This is a genomic window from Flavobacterium xinjiangense, from assembly GCF_900142885.1.
In the GTDB taxonomy this organism is placed as follows: Bacteria; Bacteroidota; Bacteroidia; order Flavobacteriales; family Flavobacteriaceae; genus Flavobacterium; species Flavobacterium xinjiangense.
On the sequence record NZ_FRCL01000014.1, the window covers coordinates 25,557 to 42,596 of the forward strand.

Annotated in this window: 17 protein-coding genes; 3 read left to right on the forward strand and 14 right to left on the reverse strand. The window is 33.0% G+C overall.

Translation table 11 applies throughout. The features are described 5' to 3' along the window. Window positions 1-106: 106 nt before the first annotated feature. A complete protein-coding gene (locus BUC23_RS14460) occupies window positions 107-397 on the reverse strand; it encodes a hypothetical protein (RefSeq protein ID WP_073210647.1) in 291 nt (96 codons plus the stop codon). Window positions 398-1,060: 663 nt separating this feature from the next. Between BUC23_RS14460 and BUC23_RS14465 the strand changes: the two genes are divergently transcribed. The 3 genes from BUC23_RS14465 to mobC are packed head-to-tail and all read left to right on the forward strand — an operon-like array spanning window position 1,061 to window position 4,754. Further along, on the forward strand, window positions 1,061-1,450 hold the full coding sequence (locus BUC23_RS14465; protein WP_073210649.1) for a plasmid mobilization protein: 390 nt from the start codon (window positions 1,061-1,063) through the stop codon (window positions 1,448-1,450). Continuing rightward, complete coding sequence (locus BUC23_RS14470; protein ID WP_073210650.1) at window positions 1,438-2,754, forward strand: relaxase/mobilization nuclease domain-containing protein; 1,317 nt, start codon at window positions 1,438-1,440, stop codon at window positions 2,752-2,754. The genes BUC23_RS14465 and BUC23_RS14470 overlap by 13 nt, the downstream gene beginning before the upstream one ends. Window positions 2,755-2,771: 17 nt before the next feature. Continuing rightward, window positions 2,772-4,754: a conjugal transfer protein MobC gene (gene mobC, locus BUC23_RS14475; RefSeq protein ID WP_073210746.1), complete on the forward strand. Its 1,983-nt coding sequence runs from the start codon at window positions 2,772-2,774 to the stop codon at window positions 4,752-4,754. A gap of 181 nt (window positions 4,755-4,935) precedes the next feature. On the opposite strand, the gene BUC23_RS14480 is transcribed toward mobC, so the two are convergent. The 13 genes from BUC23_RS14480 to BUC23_RS14530 all read right to left on the reverse strand — a co-directional run bounded on the left by BUC23_RS14480 (window position 4,936) and on the right by BUC23_RS14530 (window position 16,983). Further along, on the reverse strand, window positions 4,936-5,283 hold the full coding sequence (locus tag BUC23_RS14480) for a hypothetical protein (RefSeq protein WP_139259901.1): 348 nt from the start codon (window positions 5,281-5,283) through the stop codon (window positions 4,936-4,938). Then, window positions 5,237-5,503, reverse strand: a complete 267-nt coding sequence (locus BUC23_RS14485; protein WP_073210654.1) for a hypothetical protein — start codon at window positions 5,501-5,503, stop codon at window positions 5,237-5,239. The genes BUC23_RS14480 and BUC23_RS14485 overlap by 47 nt, the downstream gene beginning before the upstream one ends. A 123-nt stretch (window positions 5,504-5,626) precedes the next feature. Beyond that, window positions 5,627-6,391: a hypothetical protein gene (locus tag BUC23_RS14490; protein ID WP_073210656.1), complete on the reverse strand. Its 765-nt coding sequence runs from the start codon at window positions 6,389-6,391 to the stop codon at window positions 5,627-5,629. Next, window positions 6,388-6,780, reverse strand: a complete 393-nt coding sequence (locus BUC23_RS14495; protein ID WP_073210658.1) for a hypothetical protein — start codon at window positions 6,778-6,780, stop codon at window positions 6,388-6,390. Before BUC23_RS14495 ends, BUC23_RS14490 begins: the two co-directional genes overlap by 4 nt. A 134-nt stretch (window positions 6,781-6,914) precedes the next feature. After that, a complete protein-coding gene (locus BUC23_RS14500) occupies window positions 6,915-7,700 on the reverse strand; it encodes a hypothetical protein (protein ID WP_073210660.1) in 786 nt (261 codons plus the stop codon). Between the two features lie 339 nt (window positions 7,701-8,039). After that, window positions 8,040-9,320 carry an HlyD family secretion protein gene (locus BUC23_RS14505; RefSeq protein WP_073210662.1) on the reverse strand — a complete coding sequence of 427 codons (1,281 nt, stop codon included), beginning with the start codon at window positions 9,318-9,320 and terminating at the stop codon, window positions 8,040-8,042. Window positions 9,321-9,366: 46 nt separating this feature from the next. Then, complete coding sequence (locus BUC23_RS14510; protein WP_073210664.1) at window positions 9,367-11,589, reverse strand: peptidase domain-containing ABC transporter; 2,223 nt, start codon at window positions 11,587-11,589, stop codon at window positions 9,367-9,369. After that, window positions 11,589-13,202, reverse strand: coding sequence for a hypothetical protein (locus tag BUC23_RS14515; RefSeq protein WP_139259903.1), 1,614 nt, complete (start codon window positions 13,200-13,202; stop codon window positions 11,589-11,591). Before BUC23_RS14515 ends, BUC23_RS14510 begins: the two co-directional genes overlap by 1 nt. Continuing rightward, window positions 13,195-14,274, reverse strand: coding sequence for a grasp-with-spasm system SPASM domain peptide maturase (gene gwsS / locus BUC23_RS14520; RefSeq protein WP_084538362.1), 1,080 nt, complete (start codon window positions 14,272-14,274; stop codon window positions 13,195-13,197). The genes BUC23_RS14515 and gwsS overlap by 8 nt, the downstream gene beginning before the upstream one ends. A gap of 80 nt (window positions 14,275-14,354) precedes the next feature. Beyond that, entirely contained in the window at window positions 14,355-15,326 is a 972-nt protein-coding gene (gene gwsG / locus BUC23_RS14525) for a grasp-with-spasm system ATP-grasp peptide maturase (protein ID WP_073210669.1), read from the reverse strand. 82 nt (window positions 15,327-15,408) lie between these two features. Next, window positions 15,409-15,543: a hypothetical protein gene (locus BUC23_RS17795; RefSeq protein ID WP_279625706.1), complete on the reverse strand. Its 135-nt coding sequence runs from the start codon at window positions 15,541-15,543 to the stop codon at window positions 15,409-15,411. A 177-nt stretch (window positions 15,544-15,720) separates the two neighbouring features. Continuing rightward, complete coding sequence (locus tag BUC23_RS17800) at window positions 15,721-15,852, reverse strand: hypothetical protein (protein ID WP_279625707.1); 132 nt, start codon at window positions 15,850-15,852, stop codon at window positions 15,721-15,723. Between the two features lie 474 nt (window positions 15,853-16,326). After that, window positions 16,327-16,983, reverse strand: a complete 657-nt coding sequence (locus tag BUC23_RS14530; RefSeq protein WP_073210671.1) for a response regulator — start codon at window positions 16,981-16,983, stop codon at window positions 16,327-16,329. Window positions 16,984-17,040 lie beyond the last annotated feature (57 nt).

Consider the following 17,040-nt stretch of genomic DNA (forward strand, 5'->3'; position numbering starts at 1 on the left):
AAATAATATCCAGATTTTTAATAGTATGTAGATGTTATACGAAAACCGCCAATCAATGGGTAACCCACTTTATTACTCTATTAATAATTGACTGGCGGCTTTTTGTTTACTTCCCGTCGCCCAATGTATTAAGTTTTTCGCTCAATTCTATAAGCCCGGCTTTCTGTAGGCATTCGTCTGCTAACACTTTTAATTCTTGTAAACTCTCTTCAGTAACACTACCTAAAAGCGACAAAGATTTGTCGTCATCTTTAGCAGACAAGCCACGCTCAATGACATGGTTTAATAACAGTACATTTTTTCGTGAAATTTTCAAATCTATTTTCACTATCTCATTCATCCCAGGCGTGCTCAATATCGTATCAAACACTTTGGCCACATCATTTGTTGTAAGCATAATTTTCACGTTTTAATTAATAATTTACTACTACAAAGATATAAAGCAGGTTCTAAATTATCATGGGCAAAATATACCTATGATAGGTTAGATCCATACCGCTTCCTTAACTTCGCATCTGATTGGAGTAATGAATTTAAAAATACATTCTAATAGACACTTTTTTCTTTAAAGACAGTAACAAAAACCTTCCTGAAAACAGTCAGGACTTTGTTGCTTTAAAATCGATTTCTTGCTTTGAAAGAGCACGCCCCTTGATCGAAAATTGTGAACCAAACCGGTTATGTGATTACTAGGATATAACAGTACAAAATTATACTCAGCGTGCACTTTCCTTGAATACTAAATGTTAGGATGAAAATACCCTTTACAAAAACTATAAAATTTTAATGATTATATCAGTAGTCCTCCTTAATCTTCAAAATAACATTTTTACTATATCAGATTTTAAAAAGAGGCTATAAATGAGAAATCTGCTTTTTAAGCATTTTAGAACTATTGAAAATTCTAATAGACGTTAAAAGTATCAGGAAGATTGCAACGTTCCTGCAATCGGCAAGATGTCCGGTTGTATCACAACCGATATCTTGCTGCCTATTCACTCGGAACTCGTGGGCAGTGACACTAAAAGATGAAAAGACTTTAAAAACAATAAAATGAGAGATGATGAAAGAGAAAAACAACCGAACAAAGTGGTTTCATCTGCGGTTAACCCCTGATGAATATCAAAAGATAATGAAGGAGTTTAATAAATCTACTTGCCGAAAACTAAGCGATTATGCCCGAAAAAATCTTTTACAGAAACCTATCGTCAATACCTATCGAAATCAATCCCAAGATGATTTTATGGCAGAAATGATTCGTTTGAGAGTGGAACTTAATGCTATCGGCAACAACTTTAATCAGGCCGTGAAAAAACTGCATACGCTGCATCAGATTGCCGATTTTAAGCACTGGCTTCTCAGCTATGAATTGGAAAAAAAGATACTTTTTAATAAGGTTGATGAAATCAAAAAACACATTCAAAAATTTGCGGAATCATGGTTGCAATAATCAAAACGGGACACTCCATAAATCGCATTTTGAACTACAATGAAAACAAAGTTCAGCAGGGAGCAGCAGAATGCATTGGAGCCGGAAATTACCCGGTTGATATTGAAAAAATGGCCTTCCCCATGAAACTAAACCGGTTCATAAAACAGGCTGATTTAAATGAAAATGTGAAACGCAACAGCGTGCATATTTCGCTCAATTTTGATGTGACTGAAAAAGGAACTCCAAAAGAGAAACTAATGGAAATAGCGGATACGTATATGGCGAAAATTGGTTTTAAAGAACAACCCTACCTAGTGTATCAACATCATGATGCTGGACATCCCCACATACATATAATTTCTCTAAAAGTCAGGGATGACGGCAGCCGTATTGACATGCAGAATATTGGTCGAAACCAATCCGAGAAAGCTAGAAAAGAAATTGAAATAACTTATGGATTGGTTCCAGCGGAGAAGCATAAACGAGAAAAAGAATTAGTCGCAAAACCAGTTGATGCGAATAAAGTGGAATATGGACGTACTGAAACCAAACGGGCCATAACCAATCTATTGGATAAGGTACTTCAAAATTATAAATACACGAGCCTGCCGGAATTTAATGCGGTACTTCAGCAGTATAATGTAGTAGCGGACAGAGGCAACGAAAATTCAAGGATTTTTCAAAATAGAGGATTGGTGTATCGCATACTGGATGAAGGTGGCAATAAGATAGGTGTTCCTATTAAAGCCAGCGATTTTTACAGCAAACCAACGCTAAAATTTTTAGAAGAACGATTTATTCCAAATGAAAAGGCAAGGACGCCCTATAAGTCAAGAATAAAAAATGCGATTGATATTGCATTATTGGACAACAAAAAAATGTCGATTCAGGAATTAGCAAAAATAGTAGAACTATCCGGAATCAATATAGTCTTTAGACAAAACGCAGAAGGTTTACTATACGGTATCACGTATGTAGACCACCAAACGCAATGTGTATTTAACGGAAGTGCTTTGGGAAAATCATATAGTGCAAAAGCCATTCAGGAACGCTGTGGTTTATATGAGGTCGAAAATCAAAAAACAACCGTTTCTAAAATTAAAAAATCGGAAGAACCTAAACCAGGAGTAAATCCAAAAGAAGTTAGCGATTCTTCAATCGATAATGGTTCAAAAGCGAATGGAGCAGTTGAATCAACTAACGTAGTAGAGAAAATAGTAACCGCAGTCACGCAGACAGAAAATGATTCCTCTTATCTGCCAAATCAACTTAAAGGGAAGCGGAAAAAGAAGAGACGAAAAGGACAATCTAATAACCAATAAATGATATTATTATGGCTATGCAAACTGGAGAAAACGAACAGGCATTGCGGAAAATTCTTGATATGACACGACTCATCAGTATCGCACTTTTACTGCTCCATTTTTATTATTACTGCTATACTGCATTTCAACAGTGGGGTTTTGTGAGCAGATTCATTGATAAAATATTGGGCAACATTCAACATACTGGATTGTTCAGTTATTTTCATAAATCTAAGATTTTTACTTTAGGTTTTTTGTTGATTTCTTTGCTTGGAGCAAAAGGCCGTAAAGACGAAAAACTGAATCATAAAACAGCTATTGCCTATATCATAACAGGTATGTTACTTTACTTTTTAAGCTACCTATTGATGTTCGTGAAAACAGATACTACTGCAATAGCAATTATTTATATAGGTAGTACGACTATCGGATTTTTATTGATGCTTTCGGGAGGGACATTACTCTCTCGAATGATAAAAAACAGGTTGAATAACAAAGATATTTTTAACAAAGAAAATGAAACCTTTCCCCAGGAAGAACGATTACTGGAAAATGAATATTCCATCAATCTTCCGGCGCGTTATTATTTGAAAGATAAAGTTCGAAACAGCTGGATCAATATCATCAATCCCTTTCGGGCTTTAATGGTTTTGGGTACACCCGGATCGGGTAAATCCTATTTTGTAATTCGTCATGTTATTACTCAGCACATTCGAAAAGGGTTTACGATGTTTATTTATGATTTTAAGTTTGATGACCTTTCCAAAATCACCTATAATACCTGGCTTAAATACAAGCACCTCTATCCTATTCCACCCCAGTTTTATGTGATCAATTTTGATGACTTGGCCCGCACCCATCGATGCAATCCCTTGGAGCCTTCTGCTATGACGGACATCACAGATGCAGCGGAATCAGCGCGAACTACTTTTCTGGGTTTAAATAAGGAATGGATCAAAAGACAGGGCGACTTTTTTGTCGAATCACCTATTAATTTCTTGACTGCTATAATATGGTATTTGAGGAAATACAAGGATGGCCAGTTCTGTACGCTGCCTCATGTCATTGAGCTAATGCAACTCGACTATGACAGTTTGTTTACGATATTGCGGACGGAAAAGGAAATAGAAGTACTCATTAATCCATTCATAAATGCTTATCTCAATGATGCCATGGAACAATTAGAGGGACAAATTGCTTCCGCTAAGATTGCCATGGCAAGACTTTCATCACCTCAATTGTATTATGTATTATCTGGGAATGACTTTACATTAGACATTAATAATCCAGCTGAACCAAAGATTGTCTGCATGGGCAATAACCCTCAAAAAATTCAAATTTATGGTGCTGTATTATCCTTGTACGTTTCCCGTTTAATCAAGTTGGTGAATCAAAAAGGGAAACTGAAAAGCAGCCTGATCTTCGATGAGTTTCCGACTATTTATCTGAACAATATGGACAGCCTCATTGCTACAGCCCGAAGTAATAAGGTAGCCACCTGCTTGGGAATTCAAGACTTCAGTCAGCTTCGTAAAGATTACGGTCGCGAACATGCAGATGTGATTACGAATATCACCGGAAACATCGTCAGCGGTCAAGTTACTGGTGACACCGCCAAACAATTGTCAGAACGTTTTGGAAAAATTATGCAAGACAGAGAAAGTCTGTCTATAAATAGCGGTGACAACTCCATCAGCCGTTCTAAACAATTAGAATCAGCCTTGCCCCCATCTAAGATTTCTTCCCTAAGTTCCGGTGAATTTGTAGGCATGGTTGCCGATGATCCTGATTGCAAAATTGAATTAAAAGCCTTTCATTGTGAAATTATTAATGACCGCGATGCCCTAAAAAGAGAAGAAGCTAATTATCAAGAGATTGCCGTGATTAGGAAGATTGACAATGCAATGGTCCAGCGAAACTATTTGCAGATAAAACAGGATATTCAAGAGATCATGCAGTCTGAAATCGAACGTTTATTACATGATCCTAGTCTGACTTATTTGGTATTGAAGAAGTAATCAATATAATTTATGTAATCTTAAACCTTTTAAAAATGAAATCAATTAACTCCTTATACTATTATAAATAATTCAAGTCTGTTTCTAAAAAAAATCAAAGGTGTTTGACCAATTGGAATTCAGCGACTATTTCCTGATTACGTGCTCGAACAATTAAAAACAAATCCAATTAAGCTTTAACTTATGTTGGACTACCGTCTTGAATACCTGGGTCTATTATTTTTGTAAACGTTGGCAAGATGCTACATACCAATTCATCTCCCTCTAAATTGATATTGGGTACTGGATTCACGACAAAGGGAATAAGTACAACCGCGGTACAAGAGTTGTTTAAGGGATTAATTACTTCTACTCTTATCTTTTGCGTTATCGTAACAAACGGATTGGGTAAAGGGCTAGAAAGCGGGTTATTATTTCCATCAAAATAACGAACCGTCATTTCTGTTTGTCCATTTAGAATAATATTTTGAAAGTTTGAAGTGTCAAACCCATATTTTCCATTCCTGCAAAGCCGGATCTGTCTCATCATCGGAAACAGTTGTTAAACTTACGGGAACTGGAAATGCTTCAGGCAAATCAGAGACGATAAACTGTACTGTTGAATCAAAAGAGCAGGCTGTTACTGTATTAATAGTTACACGCACTTTTAACACTTGAGATCCTGTTATAAAAGGGTTTGGTAATGGGCTTGAAAGCGGATTGTTATTTTGGTCCAAATAAGTGACAGTAACATTGGTCAGCACATTCAAAATAGCTGTTTGGATTGTAGAAGTATCAAAAGCATACAGCCCATCTTGATCATCATCACATTGGGTTTCTATAATCGATTTTGCAATAGGAATGCGTTCAACATTCAGAGTAATATGGCTTCCTTACCCCAAACAATCATTATCCAACCTACTATCCACACGAATGTAAATGTTTTGGGTAGTAGGGTATCCAATGTTTCTGTAAATCGCAATATTAGAGATGGAGTTTTTTTCTGCTAATTCATCATTTTGGTTTCTATAATAAGTAATGTCTAATTGCTGTCCTACCGGGAAGATGGCCTGTATTTGATTCGTTACGCTGCTAAAATCAAAAGTTGTAAATCCATCGGTATTAGTCCCCGAAACCGCATCATCACACTCCGTGAACGAACGAGTAAAATTCAAAGGTATTTGTGTTGTCGAAACAATCAGATTCAATTTTGCTATTCTAAAACAAGAATTTGTATTGCTTACTCTTACATAAACTGCATCATTACTGACTGTTTGATTGACATAAGTCGTAGTGTTTACAATCGGATTAGAATTGCTTTGAGCTTCTGATTGCGTTCTAAAAAAAGAGATGTTTTCCGATGAAACATTGTTTGCTATTTTAGGAATTACTTCTTCTAAGTTAAAAATACTAAAACCATCAATATCATCATCGCATTGTTTTAAATCAACGACGGCCGTAATAACAGGCAAAGCAAAAACTTGAGTGGTAAAAGAGGTAGTCACGGAACAATTGGGATTGTCCCTATTTACCATTTTTACATAAATTGTTTCAGTAGCATTTGTATTCTGATATGCTGTAGGGATTGCAATACTTTGGGTTAAAGCCGCATCTTTAAAATAAGTAAGAGAAAATTGCGTAGCCGATTGACCATTCAAATAGCGGCTGCTCTTTGCGTTAAATCGAAAACCACTCGACCGTCGGTATCTGTTCCTATACTTGTGTTATCACTGCTATTTAGATTCGTAATATTAGTTGCTACATTGGGTTTAGGAGCGTCAAATACGTCAATAAAAAAAGAAGTGGTACTTTTACATGTACTATTTTCATTATTCGATACTTCCGCTATAATACTTTCAGATTGATATGCATTTTGATTCATATAGGCTGTAGGCGTGGCGATAGCTATATTATTGGCATAATCTGACGCATTAGCAAAGTATTTTATAGTGTATAAATTAGGATCTTGTCCATTTAGTATTGTTGCGTTTTGCGATGTTAAATCAAAATCATATAACCCATCATTATTAGTATCACAAATTAGCAAGTTTTGTGTTGTTGTTGCGGTGGGAACTCGAGATTACAATATCTTTGGTTTTAGTGGTGGAACCTGTTATTCCAGTTGCTGTTACCGAAGCTGTTTAAGTACCCTCAGTTGCATATTGATGCGTTGGACTTATATCAGTCGAAGAAATTCCATCTCCAAGATCCGAGCTGGCTGCTGTTATCGCTTGTATTGCATTTAGTGAATTCTGTCGCAGCGCCAAAGCATAATTTTTTGACATCAAAAAAAGCATCAAAAAACGAGGTGATAAATGGTGGTAATCCCAATAGCCGACTTGTATTATTGGCAAGCGGTTGCCCAGCTTCATCAAAATTGCACCCTAACCCCAATACATCGGGATTGTTTATAATCGCTAAAGAATTTAGATTATAAGTGCAATAATAATTTTTTTTATTGGGAGCTAATTGTAAGGCTCCAATACCATAACTACCGCTGAAAATTTCTGTTTTTGAATTAGGAATGTCTATGCTCAATAAATCAAATTGTGCCAACAGATAAGAATTATCTACAGAACAATTAAAGCTTGCATAGAGAACTTTAGAATTAGTAGAAAATTCAACACCATAGGCTTTAACTTCAGTAAGAATTAATTTGGGATTAAAAACAGCTCCAGTCAACGCATCAAAATCAAAGATATATACTGACCCTTTATAATTATTATATGGACTAGTCGCCGTATCAATTTGATCGTATGCTGCTGCTAATTTTTCACCATTCGGTGATACTTTTAGGTATCCTATCGCATTCCTACGATACCCAAAAGTAGGAACACTTGGTCCAACAGTTGATTTTACTGGTGTACTACTGACACCTGTCGTTGTCACTTTGAAAGCGTAAAAGTTATCTGTAAATTGTGTAATGACCCAATATCCACTTCCAGAAGCATCGTTTACCGCAGTCAATTTTTCAGATCACTTATATTTTATTTCCTCACCATGGGGGTTTGTATCATATGTAATGAGATGATTATTTCTACTAATAATATCCCCAATACTTCCATTACTACCTATTTTACTTATATCTACTATTGAATAATTCAACCCATTATTTAATCCATCATCATTATCCGGTGTTTTACCGCTATCTACCTCATCGTGGTTCCCCGAAAAAGCATTTGGATATTTAGCAGATAGGATACTGTAATACTAAGATTAAAAAACAAAGGATGTAGTCCAGATTTTGAGATAAACTGGAAGTTATAAATTCTGATTTAAATTCCAATAAAAAAAGTATAGAATGAATTACCTCCTAAAAATATCCCTAAACTGATACAACAGGCGTTCTATTAAACGTAAATCTTCTGTGACAATTTCAGCACTCCCTGTCATTTCTTGTTGGAACGGAATCGTTTTGTGATAGGAAGTTTTTAGTTTTTGTGATAAGGATACATCAATTAGTAGATTTCCGTCTTTATCTGGTGTTAAAGAAATATTCTTGATTTTTCCACATAACATTCCGTATTGGCTGTCCGGAAAATTAGTTAAACGAATATTTACGGCTTGTCCTACTTGTATTTTTCCTGAATTCAACGCAGGTGCTTTCAATTTTCCAACATATCCTTTTTCCAAAGTTGGAATTACAGCAAAAATGGCATCACCGGCAGTAATTGTTTGATTGGCGGTCCAAATTTGTAAAAAAGAAACTTTACCAGTAACCGAAGATTGTAATACATATGCTAATTCCCAATCTTTTATTACTTTTTTTAACTGATAAAATGCTTGAATTTTGTTTCTTTCCAAATTGATTTCTTCCTTAGTTTCGTTAATTTTATTGCTTTTACTATTTTTAGAATTGTCAATCAAAGTCGATTTCAATTGAGAAATTGTGCTCAACAAACTTCTATAACTTTTTTCCGCTTGAAGATAGCCCAGTTTTTTACTCTCAAAATCCTGAGTCGAAATCACTCCTTTATTGAACAAGATTTCGTATCTATTTACATCACTTTTTTGCAATAGCAGTTCGATTTCATTCAAACTTTTTTGTTGCTGCAAAATATCCAAACGAGCTGATATTTGAACACCCTCAGAGTTTTGAGCATTCCCCTCTACCTCATAAGGCCGTAAATCAGCGTTTAATTCATTGGCGATATAAGCGGCATGAAATCCTGCATATGCACTTTCTATATCTCCTAGCTGGGCAGTTGAGAGTTCTTTAAAATCAAAATTAGTTCCGCTAACATTCGTTTTCATCATTTTTTTTAATAAAAAAACATCGTGGTAATTGGCCGTATTTTGAATAATTGCAAGAGGGGTATTTTCCAAAACCATTGCTTTGTCGTGCACCAAAACAGTTTCAATTTTACCCGTGGTTTTGGCTACAACTTTTTCGGGGGGAATGTTAGTCGTTATTACAATTTGAGCAGAAACAATATCGGGGTATTTAATGAACCATGTAGAAAAAAGTAACATGAAAATGATTCCAGAAACCACTATCGTACCCCAACGAATCATCCAATTGGGGATTCGGGTAAGAATTTCTTGGACTTCTTCGCTACGGAGTTCTAGCTCTTTATTTTTAGGCATTGTTCATTTTTTTTAATTCTAAAATCATTAATCTCAATCTATGATCCTAATTACCTAACTGCAACTGATTTCGAACCAATTCATAATAACTACCTTTTTGTTTTACTAATTCTTTATGATTGCCTATTTCAATGATTTTACCTTTCTCAAGAACTACAATTTGGTCAGCATTCATAACGGTACTTAATCGGTGTGCAATAACCACGACGGTTTTATTCTTGAAGAAAATATCCAGTTTTTCCATAATAACCTTTTCATTATTGGCATCTAAAGCCGATGTCGCTTCATCAAAAAATAACATTTCAGGGTTTTTATAAACTGCTCTGGCAATAAGCAATCGTTGTTTTTGTCCGGTACTCATTCCTACTCCTTCCATCCCTATTTTTGTGTTATACCCCAAAGGCAAACCATTAATGTATTCGGCAATGTTGGCAACATCCGAAGCATAAATCAACCTCTTTTTATCAATAAAATCAACTCCAATAGCAATATTATTGGCTATCGTATCACTAAAAATAAAACCCTCCTGCATTACTGCTCCTATATTGGCACGCCATGTTTTTTGAGAAAGATTTCCCAAATCAACGCTGGCTCCCCTCTCCAAAGGAGAGGGACTGGAGGTGAGGATAATCTTCCCACTATTGGGTTCGTAGAACTTCAATAATAATTTCATTAAAGTGGTCTTTCCGCTACCACTAGTGCCCACAATAGCAGTAATTTTATGAGCAGGAATGGTAAGACTTAAATTTTTAAGAACGGGAATAGTAGAACCAATATAGCGAAAAGATAAATCGTTGACGATGATATCACAATCTTTAGGTATGTCATGTGTTTGATGGGCTTCTTGTTGAATCTCGTCTTCTTTTTCATGTATTTCAGACAAACGGACCAGTGATATTTTCGCATCTTGCACTTCACGAATAAAAGTGATTAATTGCACAATTGGACCATTCAAACTTCCTACTATACTGCTTATGGCCATCATCATCCCTAGAGTTATTTCTCCATCAATAACTAATTTTGCCGAAAGGAAAATAATGATTATATTCTTTAATTCATTAATAAAATTAGACCCTACCGTTTGGGTTTGTTCTAACACCAATCCTTTCATAGACACTTTAAATAGTCGCGCCTGCACGTACTCCCAACCCCAACGTTTTTGCTTCTCGGCATTGTGCAATTTTATTTCCTGCATGCCATTGATGAGTTCAATCACTTTACTTTGCTCTTGGCTAGTCTCCGTAAACCGTTTGTAATCGAGTTTTTCTCTGCGTTTCAAGAAAAGAATTACCCAAAGAAAATAGAAAAAACTTCCTAAAAAGAAAACCACAAAAATCTGGATATTATAATAGGCCAAAACTCCACCCATAATCAGCATATTGATTAGTGAAAACAAAACATTGAGCGAAGATGTAGTCAAAATACGCTCAATGCGATGATGATCGTTAATACGCTGCATAATGTCACCTGTCATTCGCACATCAAAAAACGAAATCGGCAAATTCATTAATTTGATAAAGAAATCGGAGATTAAAGAAATGTTGATTCGAGCCGAAAGATGCAATAAGATCCAGCTCCTTATTAGTTCTAAAGCCGTTTTTCCAAAAAACAAAAACAGTTGTGCAAAAAGAACTAGATAGATAAAATGGATATTTCTGTTTTGTATTCCAACATCTACAATGCTTTGCGTCAAAAAAGGAAAAATAAGCTGTAAAACACTACCAGCTAATAGCCCTATAATCAATTGTGTTATAAATGATTTATATGGCAATATGTATTTAACTAAAAGCGAAAAACCAAATTTATTACTTACTTCTGTATCAAATTCACTTTGATAGAATTTTGGTGTAGGCTCTAGTAATAAAGCAATTCCTTCTTCTGTAGTTTCATTGGCATTATTTCCAATCCAAAATTTCAAAAATTCTACAGGAGTGTACTCTATCAATCCAAATGCTGGATCAGAAATAAAATACCTATCTTTTTTTATTTTATATAAAACAACATAGTGGTTTTTATTCCAATGCAGTATTGACGGGAGAGGAACTTCATCAAGTTTTGCTAAATTTAGCTTTACTCCTAATGTTCGAAAACCTATTTTTTCAGCAGCGTCACTTATTAACACCAACTTACTGCCATCTCGGATTGTTTCACTATAATTACGTAGGGCTTGGATGTTAACTATTTTACCATAATACTTGGCTATTATTTTTAAGCAGGTTGGACCGCAATCTTTTTTGTCGGATTGATGATAGTACGGAAATCTTGTCATTAATTTATAATTATATCATCATCATAGATTGTTTTATTATCGTCAGTTTTAACAAAAATGTGGTATTTACCAATTGGCAATTCAAAATTAATAGTTTCATTTTTAGGAATAATTAAAAAGCTTTTAATTGGAATCGCCAAATTCTTCATCAAATCAAATTCTTTAAAATCAATTATTTCAACTAAAACTTCTTTATTTTTATAGGCCGAAAATCCTTTATCCTTAATGACTGATTTTCTGAATATTGCATTCGGATATATTATTTTTAAACTCGGCTTTAAGTTGTTAACCAAAAAATAATCGGCAGAAGATTTTATTTTTGTTGTGCCAGCAAGATATTTACGAGGAATTAAAATTAAGTCCTGTTTAGTATCTGCACAAATCACTGTTTGATTAATTGTTATTGGATTAATTCCAGACAGTTCTTTAAAATATTCTGCCATCCATTTTCTCTCTTCATTTTTCTTTTCAATATGGTGATGCCCCACATATACAAAGATTTTGGCCTTTGGGTCTTTCTCTAAAATATTTATAATATTTTTTGCCTGACCCATTTCTCTGTCTATCCCTTTTTCAAAATTTTCATGTCCTGAAACAGTAAACCCTAAAGCGATTGCCTTCCTTATGAAGTGAGCAAAAAAAGGCTCACCCACATAAATTCCATTCAGGTAGTTTGGAGTTGACTCCTTTCCTGGACTTTCAATATTAAAACCTTCTAACGACAAATAACTATATCCATTTGCTTTCAGAGTTTCTAATAATTCCATCGCAAACAATCGATGTTTTGGATAATAATGATCTTCATTCAGCATGATCACTTGGTTTTCTTTTGCTATTTCAGCAATTTTACCAAAAACAGCATGGTCTTTATAAACGTCATCTTTGCTAGATAAATCGGCTACAATTGAATTAAAAATTCCTTTGCGCTCTTTTTCGTAATCTACAATTAAGGAATCATACAGTTTATTATTAGACATGGATGCATTAACCGTTGATAAGAACTGGAATTTATCATCATTTCCCACATCAGATTTTAGAGGCGCAGTTTTCAACTTTTTACTTGCAAAAAGAGGATTGGGATGCACAGAAGGAAAATTTTTCACAAATATGGATACAAATGACATTTTTGATCTATTTAATGAATCGATAGCAATTTTATTCAGTAAATCAGCAACAAATATCGAAGCGCTATTATCCTTGACAACATTAGTTTTTACCAATCCTAAAACCTTTCTTTTCCCTTTTTGCTTTTCGAAAAAGAAAGTATTATTAACCGCATCAGGAACTATAGTTTTAGTATTGTTTGAATTAACACTCGATACTTGTGCATTTTGATAGAAAAAATACATCTCAACGCCCTTTTCTTTTGCATCAGCAACCAAAAAAAGGTCTTTTGATGATAAATTATTATTCTTTAATAATTGCTTAAACTCTTTTTCTTTACTCAAAGAAGCTTCTCTAAATTGAATATTTTTATCAAAATCAATTCCCACTTTCAAAGAATCATTGTAAAAATAATTTCTATTAAAGTAATTTCTATCAGACAGTTTGCTTTTGTTTGAGCCACAGGAAATGAATAAGAACAACAGTAATAAATGAAAGAATCTATGCATTATTCCAAAGGTTTTTATACGGGTCATAATTACAGTTTATTTTGGTTGAATAAAATGGATCTGTTTCCTTTAGCTTATAAGGAATACTGCCATCTGGACAGATGTAGCGAAACTCACAATCCTTGCAGACAAAAATTTTATCTTTATTAATTGCCCAAAATTCCCTCACATCTTTATTATCAGCAACATCATTTAAATTAGTAATGTCAATATTGCCAAAAATAGATTGATCCTCAATATGGCGTTTTATGTCTCCATCACTGTCAATAAAAATACTTCTATTATAAGCAGTATTAAAGATTAAAGATTCATTAAAATTTTCCATACTTAATACAAAATCATGATGATTATAAATCTTCATTGAAAGCACTTCACTTAATGATTTTTTTTCATAAATAAATTTCTTTACTGCAGAATCATTTATTTTATCAACATCATAAAAAATGATTTCAGTGATTCTAGAATTTTTTTTTCTAAGCTTTACTAATTCAGTTTCTATACCTATATTGTATTTTATAAAAATTACAATGGTTTTAATTTTAGATTTATCAACAAAATGAAGTGTATCTACTATTTTTTTAAAATTAAAATCATCTGTTATTAATTTTAAACAGCTTACACCTAAATCATCAACTTTAACCTCGAAGAAGTTTTTTAAAGTTAAAATTGGTAAATTTAAATCTAAAGTTATAGTTTCAATTTTATAAGGGCGATCAAAATTATTGCTTATTGGTGGATATAAATTAGTGTCATTGTCAGTAAAAATTAATTCATTATTAAAAAAATAGCGAATATATTTCTTTAAAATAACTTTGTCATTTTTAAAATCTTGGAATAGATCATATATTCTCTTTCCTGAATATTCATTTATAAAATCAATTATTTGATTGGGTAATATATAAAAGTTTTTTCTCTGATTATCTAGTATTATCGCTCTATTTATACCTTTTACCATAAAACAGTTTGAAAACAGTTTGAATTTTTTATCAATCATTAGTACGTCTAAAATAAAGTGGTTTGTAAAATTCGTTGCAAGTTGTTTTTGAAGTTTGATAAAATAGTGACTCAACATATTTTCTGCTATTTTTTACCTTAGCTAAAACCAAATCTTCTTTTGTGCATTCTGCAATAACTGGAAGGCTTATTTTGTATTTATTTTTCATTATTTAAAAGTATCAAATTTTGCGCGACGATTTTATGTAAATCATAATTACATGGAAACGAAGTCATTCCAAATTGTCCTGAAGGATTTACTTCTAAAAAATAGTATGCACCATTTTTTGAAGATTTAAGAATGTCTATTGAACCTGTATTTAATTGTAGTTTTTTCATGAGTATATCTATTTTCATTTCAATTTCGGAAGGTAATTGAAACGGTATAAAGCGATTGGGAAAATCCCAATCGTAAGCTCTAAAATCTATTTTAGTTTGTGGGTTACTTTGCGAAAATATTGCCATTGAATAACATTTTCCCATTATATAAAAAACCCGGAGTTCAATTTCTTTTTCAATATATTCTTGAAAAAGAGAAGGACTAAAATTTATATTTAGGTTTTTTACTGTTTCAACTTTTACAGTACTTAGCCCTACAGTGCTATTAGCTAATTTAAGATGCAACGCTTCTGCTATAGGCTTAGTAATAATCGAATGATTGTTTTCTTCCCAAAATAATTTTAATTTATTTCTTTCAGTGACGATTATGGTTTTAGGTATTTGCAAACCTACATTTTTAGCTAAATTTAAAATTTCTAGTTTTGATTTCATTAAACTTCTTTTAAATAGCCACTTTTTATCATCCAAAAGACTGAAGATCAATTCGCGAAGGGCTTTAAACTCATCATTTAAAAAAAGCATTAAATCTCTTAAATAATCTAATTTGGCTTCATAATCTCTTAAATAGCCAAATTTCCTAAACCAAACGACAGAAATATCCTTTAAATATACTCTTTGTGTTGAATTTTCAAAATACGAATTTTCAGTACAATTAGAATCATATGAAAAAGTAGTTATTCCTTGCATAAGCTCTTCATCATTAACTCTTAAAACTGGGGTTTTAAAATAATTTAACCATTCAATAACTAGATCTGTATCTCTATCACCAGGTTTACTTAATATAAGAATCATAAAAATGTTATAAAAAAATATTTAGGATAATGTTTATCCTAAATACTTATGTTAAAAAAAATATTAAATCATTTTAATATTGTTAATCTACACCATCTAATTGATTATATTCACTTCCGGGTAGCTGACACCATGTTTGATGATCTTCTGGAGCATTACCTCCATTAATAGTGTCAATCTCAATTTTTTCACACTCGAAATCTTCTAATTTTTTCATAATTTTAATTATTTAATATTGATTCTAAAAACATTCTCATCATTATCAATGTCTTCAAAATAAATCATATAGTACATTTACCGAAGAATCAAGATAGGAGAGTCATAAAAAACACTTAGACATAAAACATTATGCCTAAGTATTTGTACTAAAAAGATTTAAAAATCATTCCAATTGTTAATCTTGACCATCATAATCATTTTCATACTGACCAGGATGTGTCGTCCATGTTTGGACATCTGCCAAATTACCTCCATAAATAGTATTAATCTCAACTTTTTCGCATTCGAAATCTTCTAATTTTTTCATAATTTTAATTTTTTATTATTAATATTTAAAATCACCCGTCTTCAATTTTATAAATAATTCACGTGCACTTGAATTAATTTTATAAAAGCGAATAATAGATATTTTTACCAAACATAAAAAGAAGAAATGGATTACATACATAGCAAACACAACCTTTAACAAAGAAGGTTGTTTATAAGTAAAATGTGTTAAAATTTACAAAATGGTTCTAAATAAATCACGGCTTATCGCCTTATTTACTAGACCTGAGTCGTCAGTTGTCTCAGATTTTTTTATTCGGACGATGCGTTTTTGGAATAACTACTTCTATTCACTAGAATTTTAAAGTGTTGTTCGTACTCTTTAAATTTTGAGAGTTGTTCATTTTCTAGTTTCTGCCAAACATATATAGAAGAAATGGATTGCAGATACAACAAAAACAACCTTTAACAAAGAATGTTATAAGTAAATATGTTAAAATTTACGAAAGAAGTTTTAAATAAATCCTTGTTTAATAGCTTCTTTAACTAGACCTGTGTCATCCGTTACCTCAAAAGCTTTTTTCATTCGGATGATACGCTTTTGGATAGCGCTTGTTGTTAGATGAATGATACTCTCCAACTCCTTGATTTTAAATCCTTTTGACAAATACAAAAGGATTTGACGATTGGCATCTTCAATCATTAATTCCTTTTTCCATATTTCATTGATACAGCTTTTTACTATTGGACTTTGGTATTGATTGCCCAGCAGTATCTCATATAGAGCTTGCTGTAATTTTTCAGGAGTAATGTCATTTTTTATTATAAGTCCATCCGGACGTACGTTCTTGGCGATGTCATATACAATAATGACTTCAGTATGTGCAGTAATCATAATGATTTTACAATTAGGCATTTTCTCTCGTATTAAAAGTGCCAAATCACTGCCTGATAAAATAGATTTTTCCTCATAACCGGGTAAACCTTTATCTATGATAGCTAAGTCAAAAGACTGTTTTGCAGAAGTACTTCTTAGCAGAGTAGAGTAGGCTTCCTCACAATTATAAGCTTTAGTAAAAACGGGTGGATTTTTCCCGAAAGGCTCCCCTAGAAGAGCGTTAATATAACCTTCTACAGTCATTGGGTGGTCATCTACTACAAGTACATTCATTATAAGATATTTTAACTTTAACAAAATAGGCAGTTTTTCTGCAATAAAAGAAATTTA

Excerpts from the sequence above, each read along its gene's own strand:
- BUC23_RS14460 (WP_073210647.1), bottom strand. The coding sequence starts at position 397 with ATGCTTACAACAAATGATGTGGCCAAAGTGTTTGATACGATATTGAGC.
- BUC23_RS14465 (WP_073210649.1), top strand. The coding sequence starts at position 1,061 with ATGATGAAAGAGAAAAACAACCGAACAAAGTGGTTTCATCTGCGGTTA.
- BUC23_RS14470 (WP_073210650.1), top strand. The coding sequence starts at position 1,438 with ATGGTTGCAATAATCAAAACGGGACACTCCATAAATCGCATTTTGAAC.
- mobC (WP_073210746.1), top strand. The coding sequence starts at position 2,772 with ATGCAAACTGGAGAAAACGAACAGGCATTGCGGAAAATTCTTGATATG.
- BUC23_RS14480 (WP_139259901.1), bottom strand. The coding sequence starts at position 5,283 with ATGATGAGACAGATCCGGCTTTGCAGGAATGGAAAATATGGGTTTGAC.
- BUC23_RS14505 (WP_073210662.1), bottom strand. The coding sequence starts at position 9,320 with ATGCCTAAAAATAAAGAGCTAGAACTCCGTAGCGAAGAAGTCCAAGAA.
- BUC23_RS14510 (WP_073210664.1), bottom strand. The coding sequence starts at position 11,589 with ATGACAAGATTTCCGTACTATCATCAATCCGACAAAAAAGATTGCGGT.
- BUC23_RS14515 (WP_139259903.1), bottom strand. The coding sequence starts at position 13,202 with ATGCATAGATTCTTTCATTTATTACTGTTGTTCTTATTCATTTCCTGT.
- gwsS (WP_084538362.1), bottom strand. The coding sequence starts at position 14,274 with ATGTTGAGTCACTATTTTATCAAACTTCAAAAACAACTTGCAACGAAT.
- gwsG (WP_073210669.1), bottom strand. The coding sequence starts at position 15,326 with ATGATTCTTATATTAAGTAAACCTGGTGATAGAGATACAGATCTAGTT.
- BUC23_RS17795 (WP_279625706.1), bottom strand. The coding sequence starts at position 15,543 with ATGAAAAAATTAGAAGATTTCGAGTGTGAAAAAATTGAGATTGACACT.
- BUC23_RS17800 (WP_279625707.1), bottom strand. The coding sequence starts at position 15,852 with ATGAAAAAATTAGAAGATTTCGAATGCGAAAAAGTTGAGATTAATACT.
- BUC23_RS14530 (WP_073210671.1), bottom strand. The coding sequence starts at position 16,983 with ATGAATGTACTTGTAGTAGATGACCACCCAATGACTGTAGAAGGTTAT.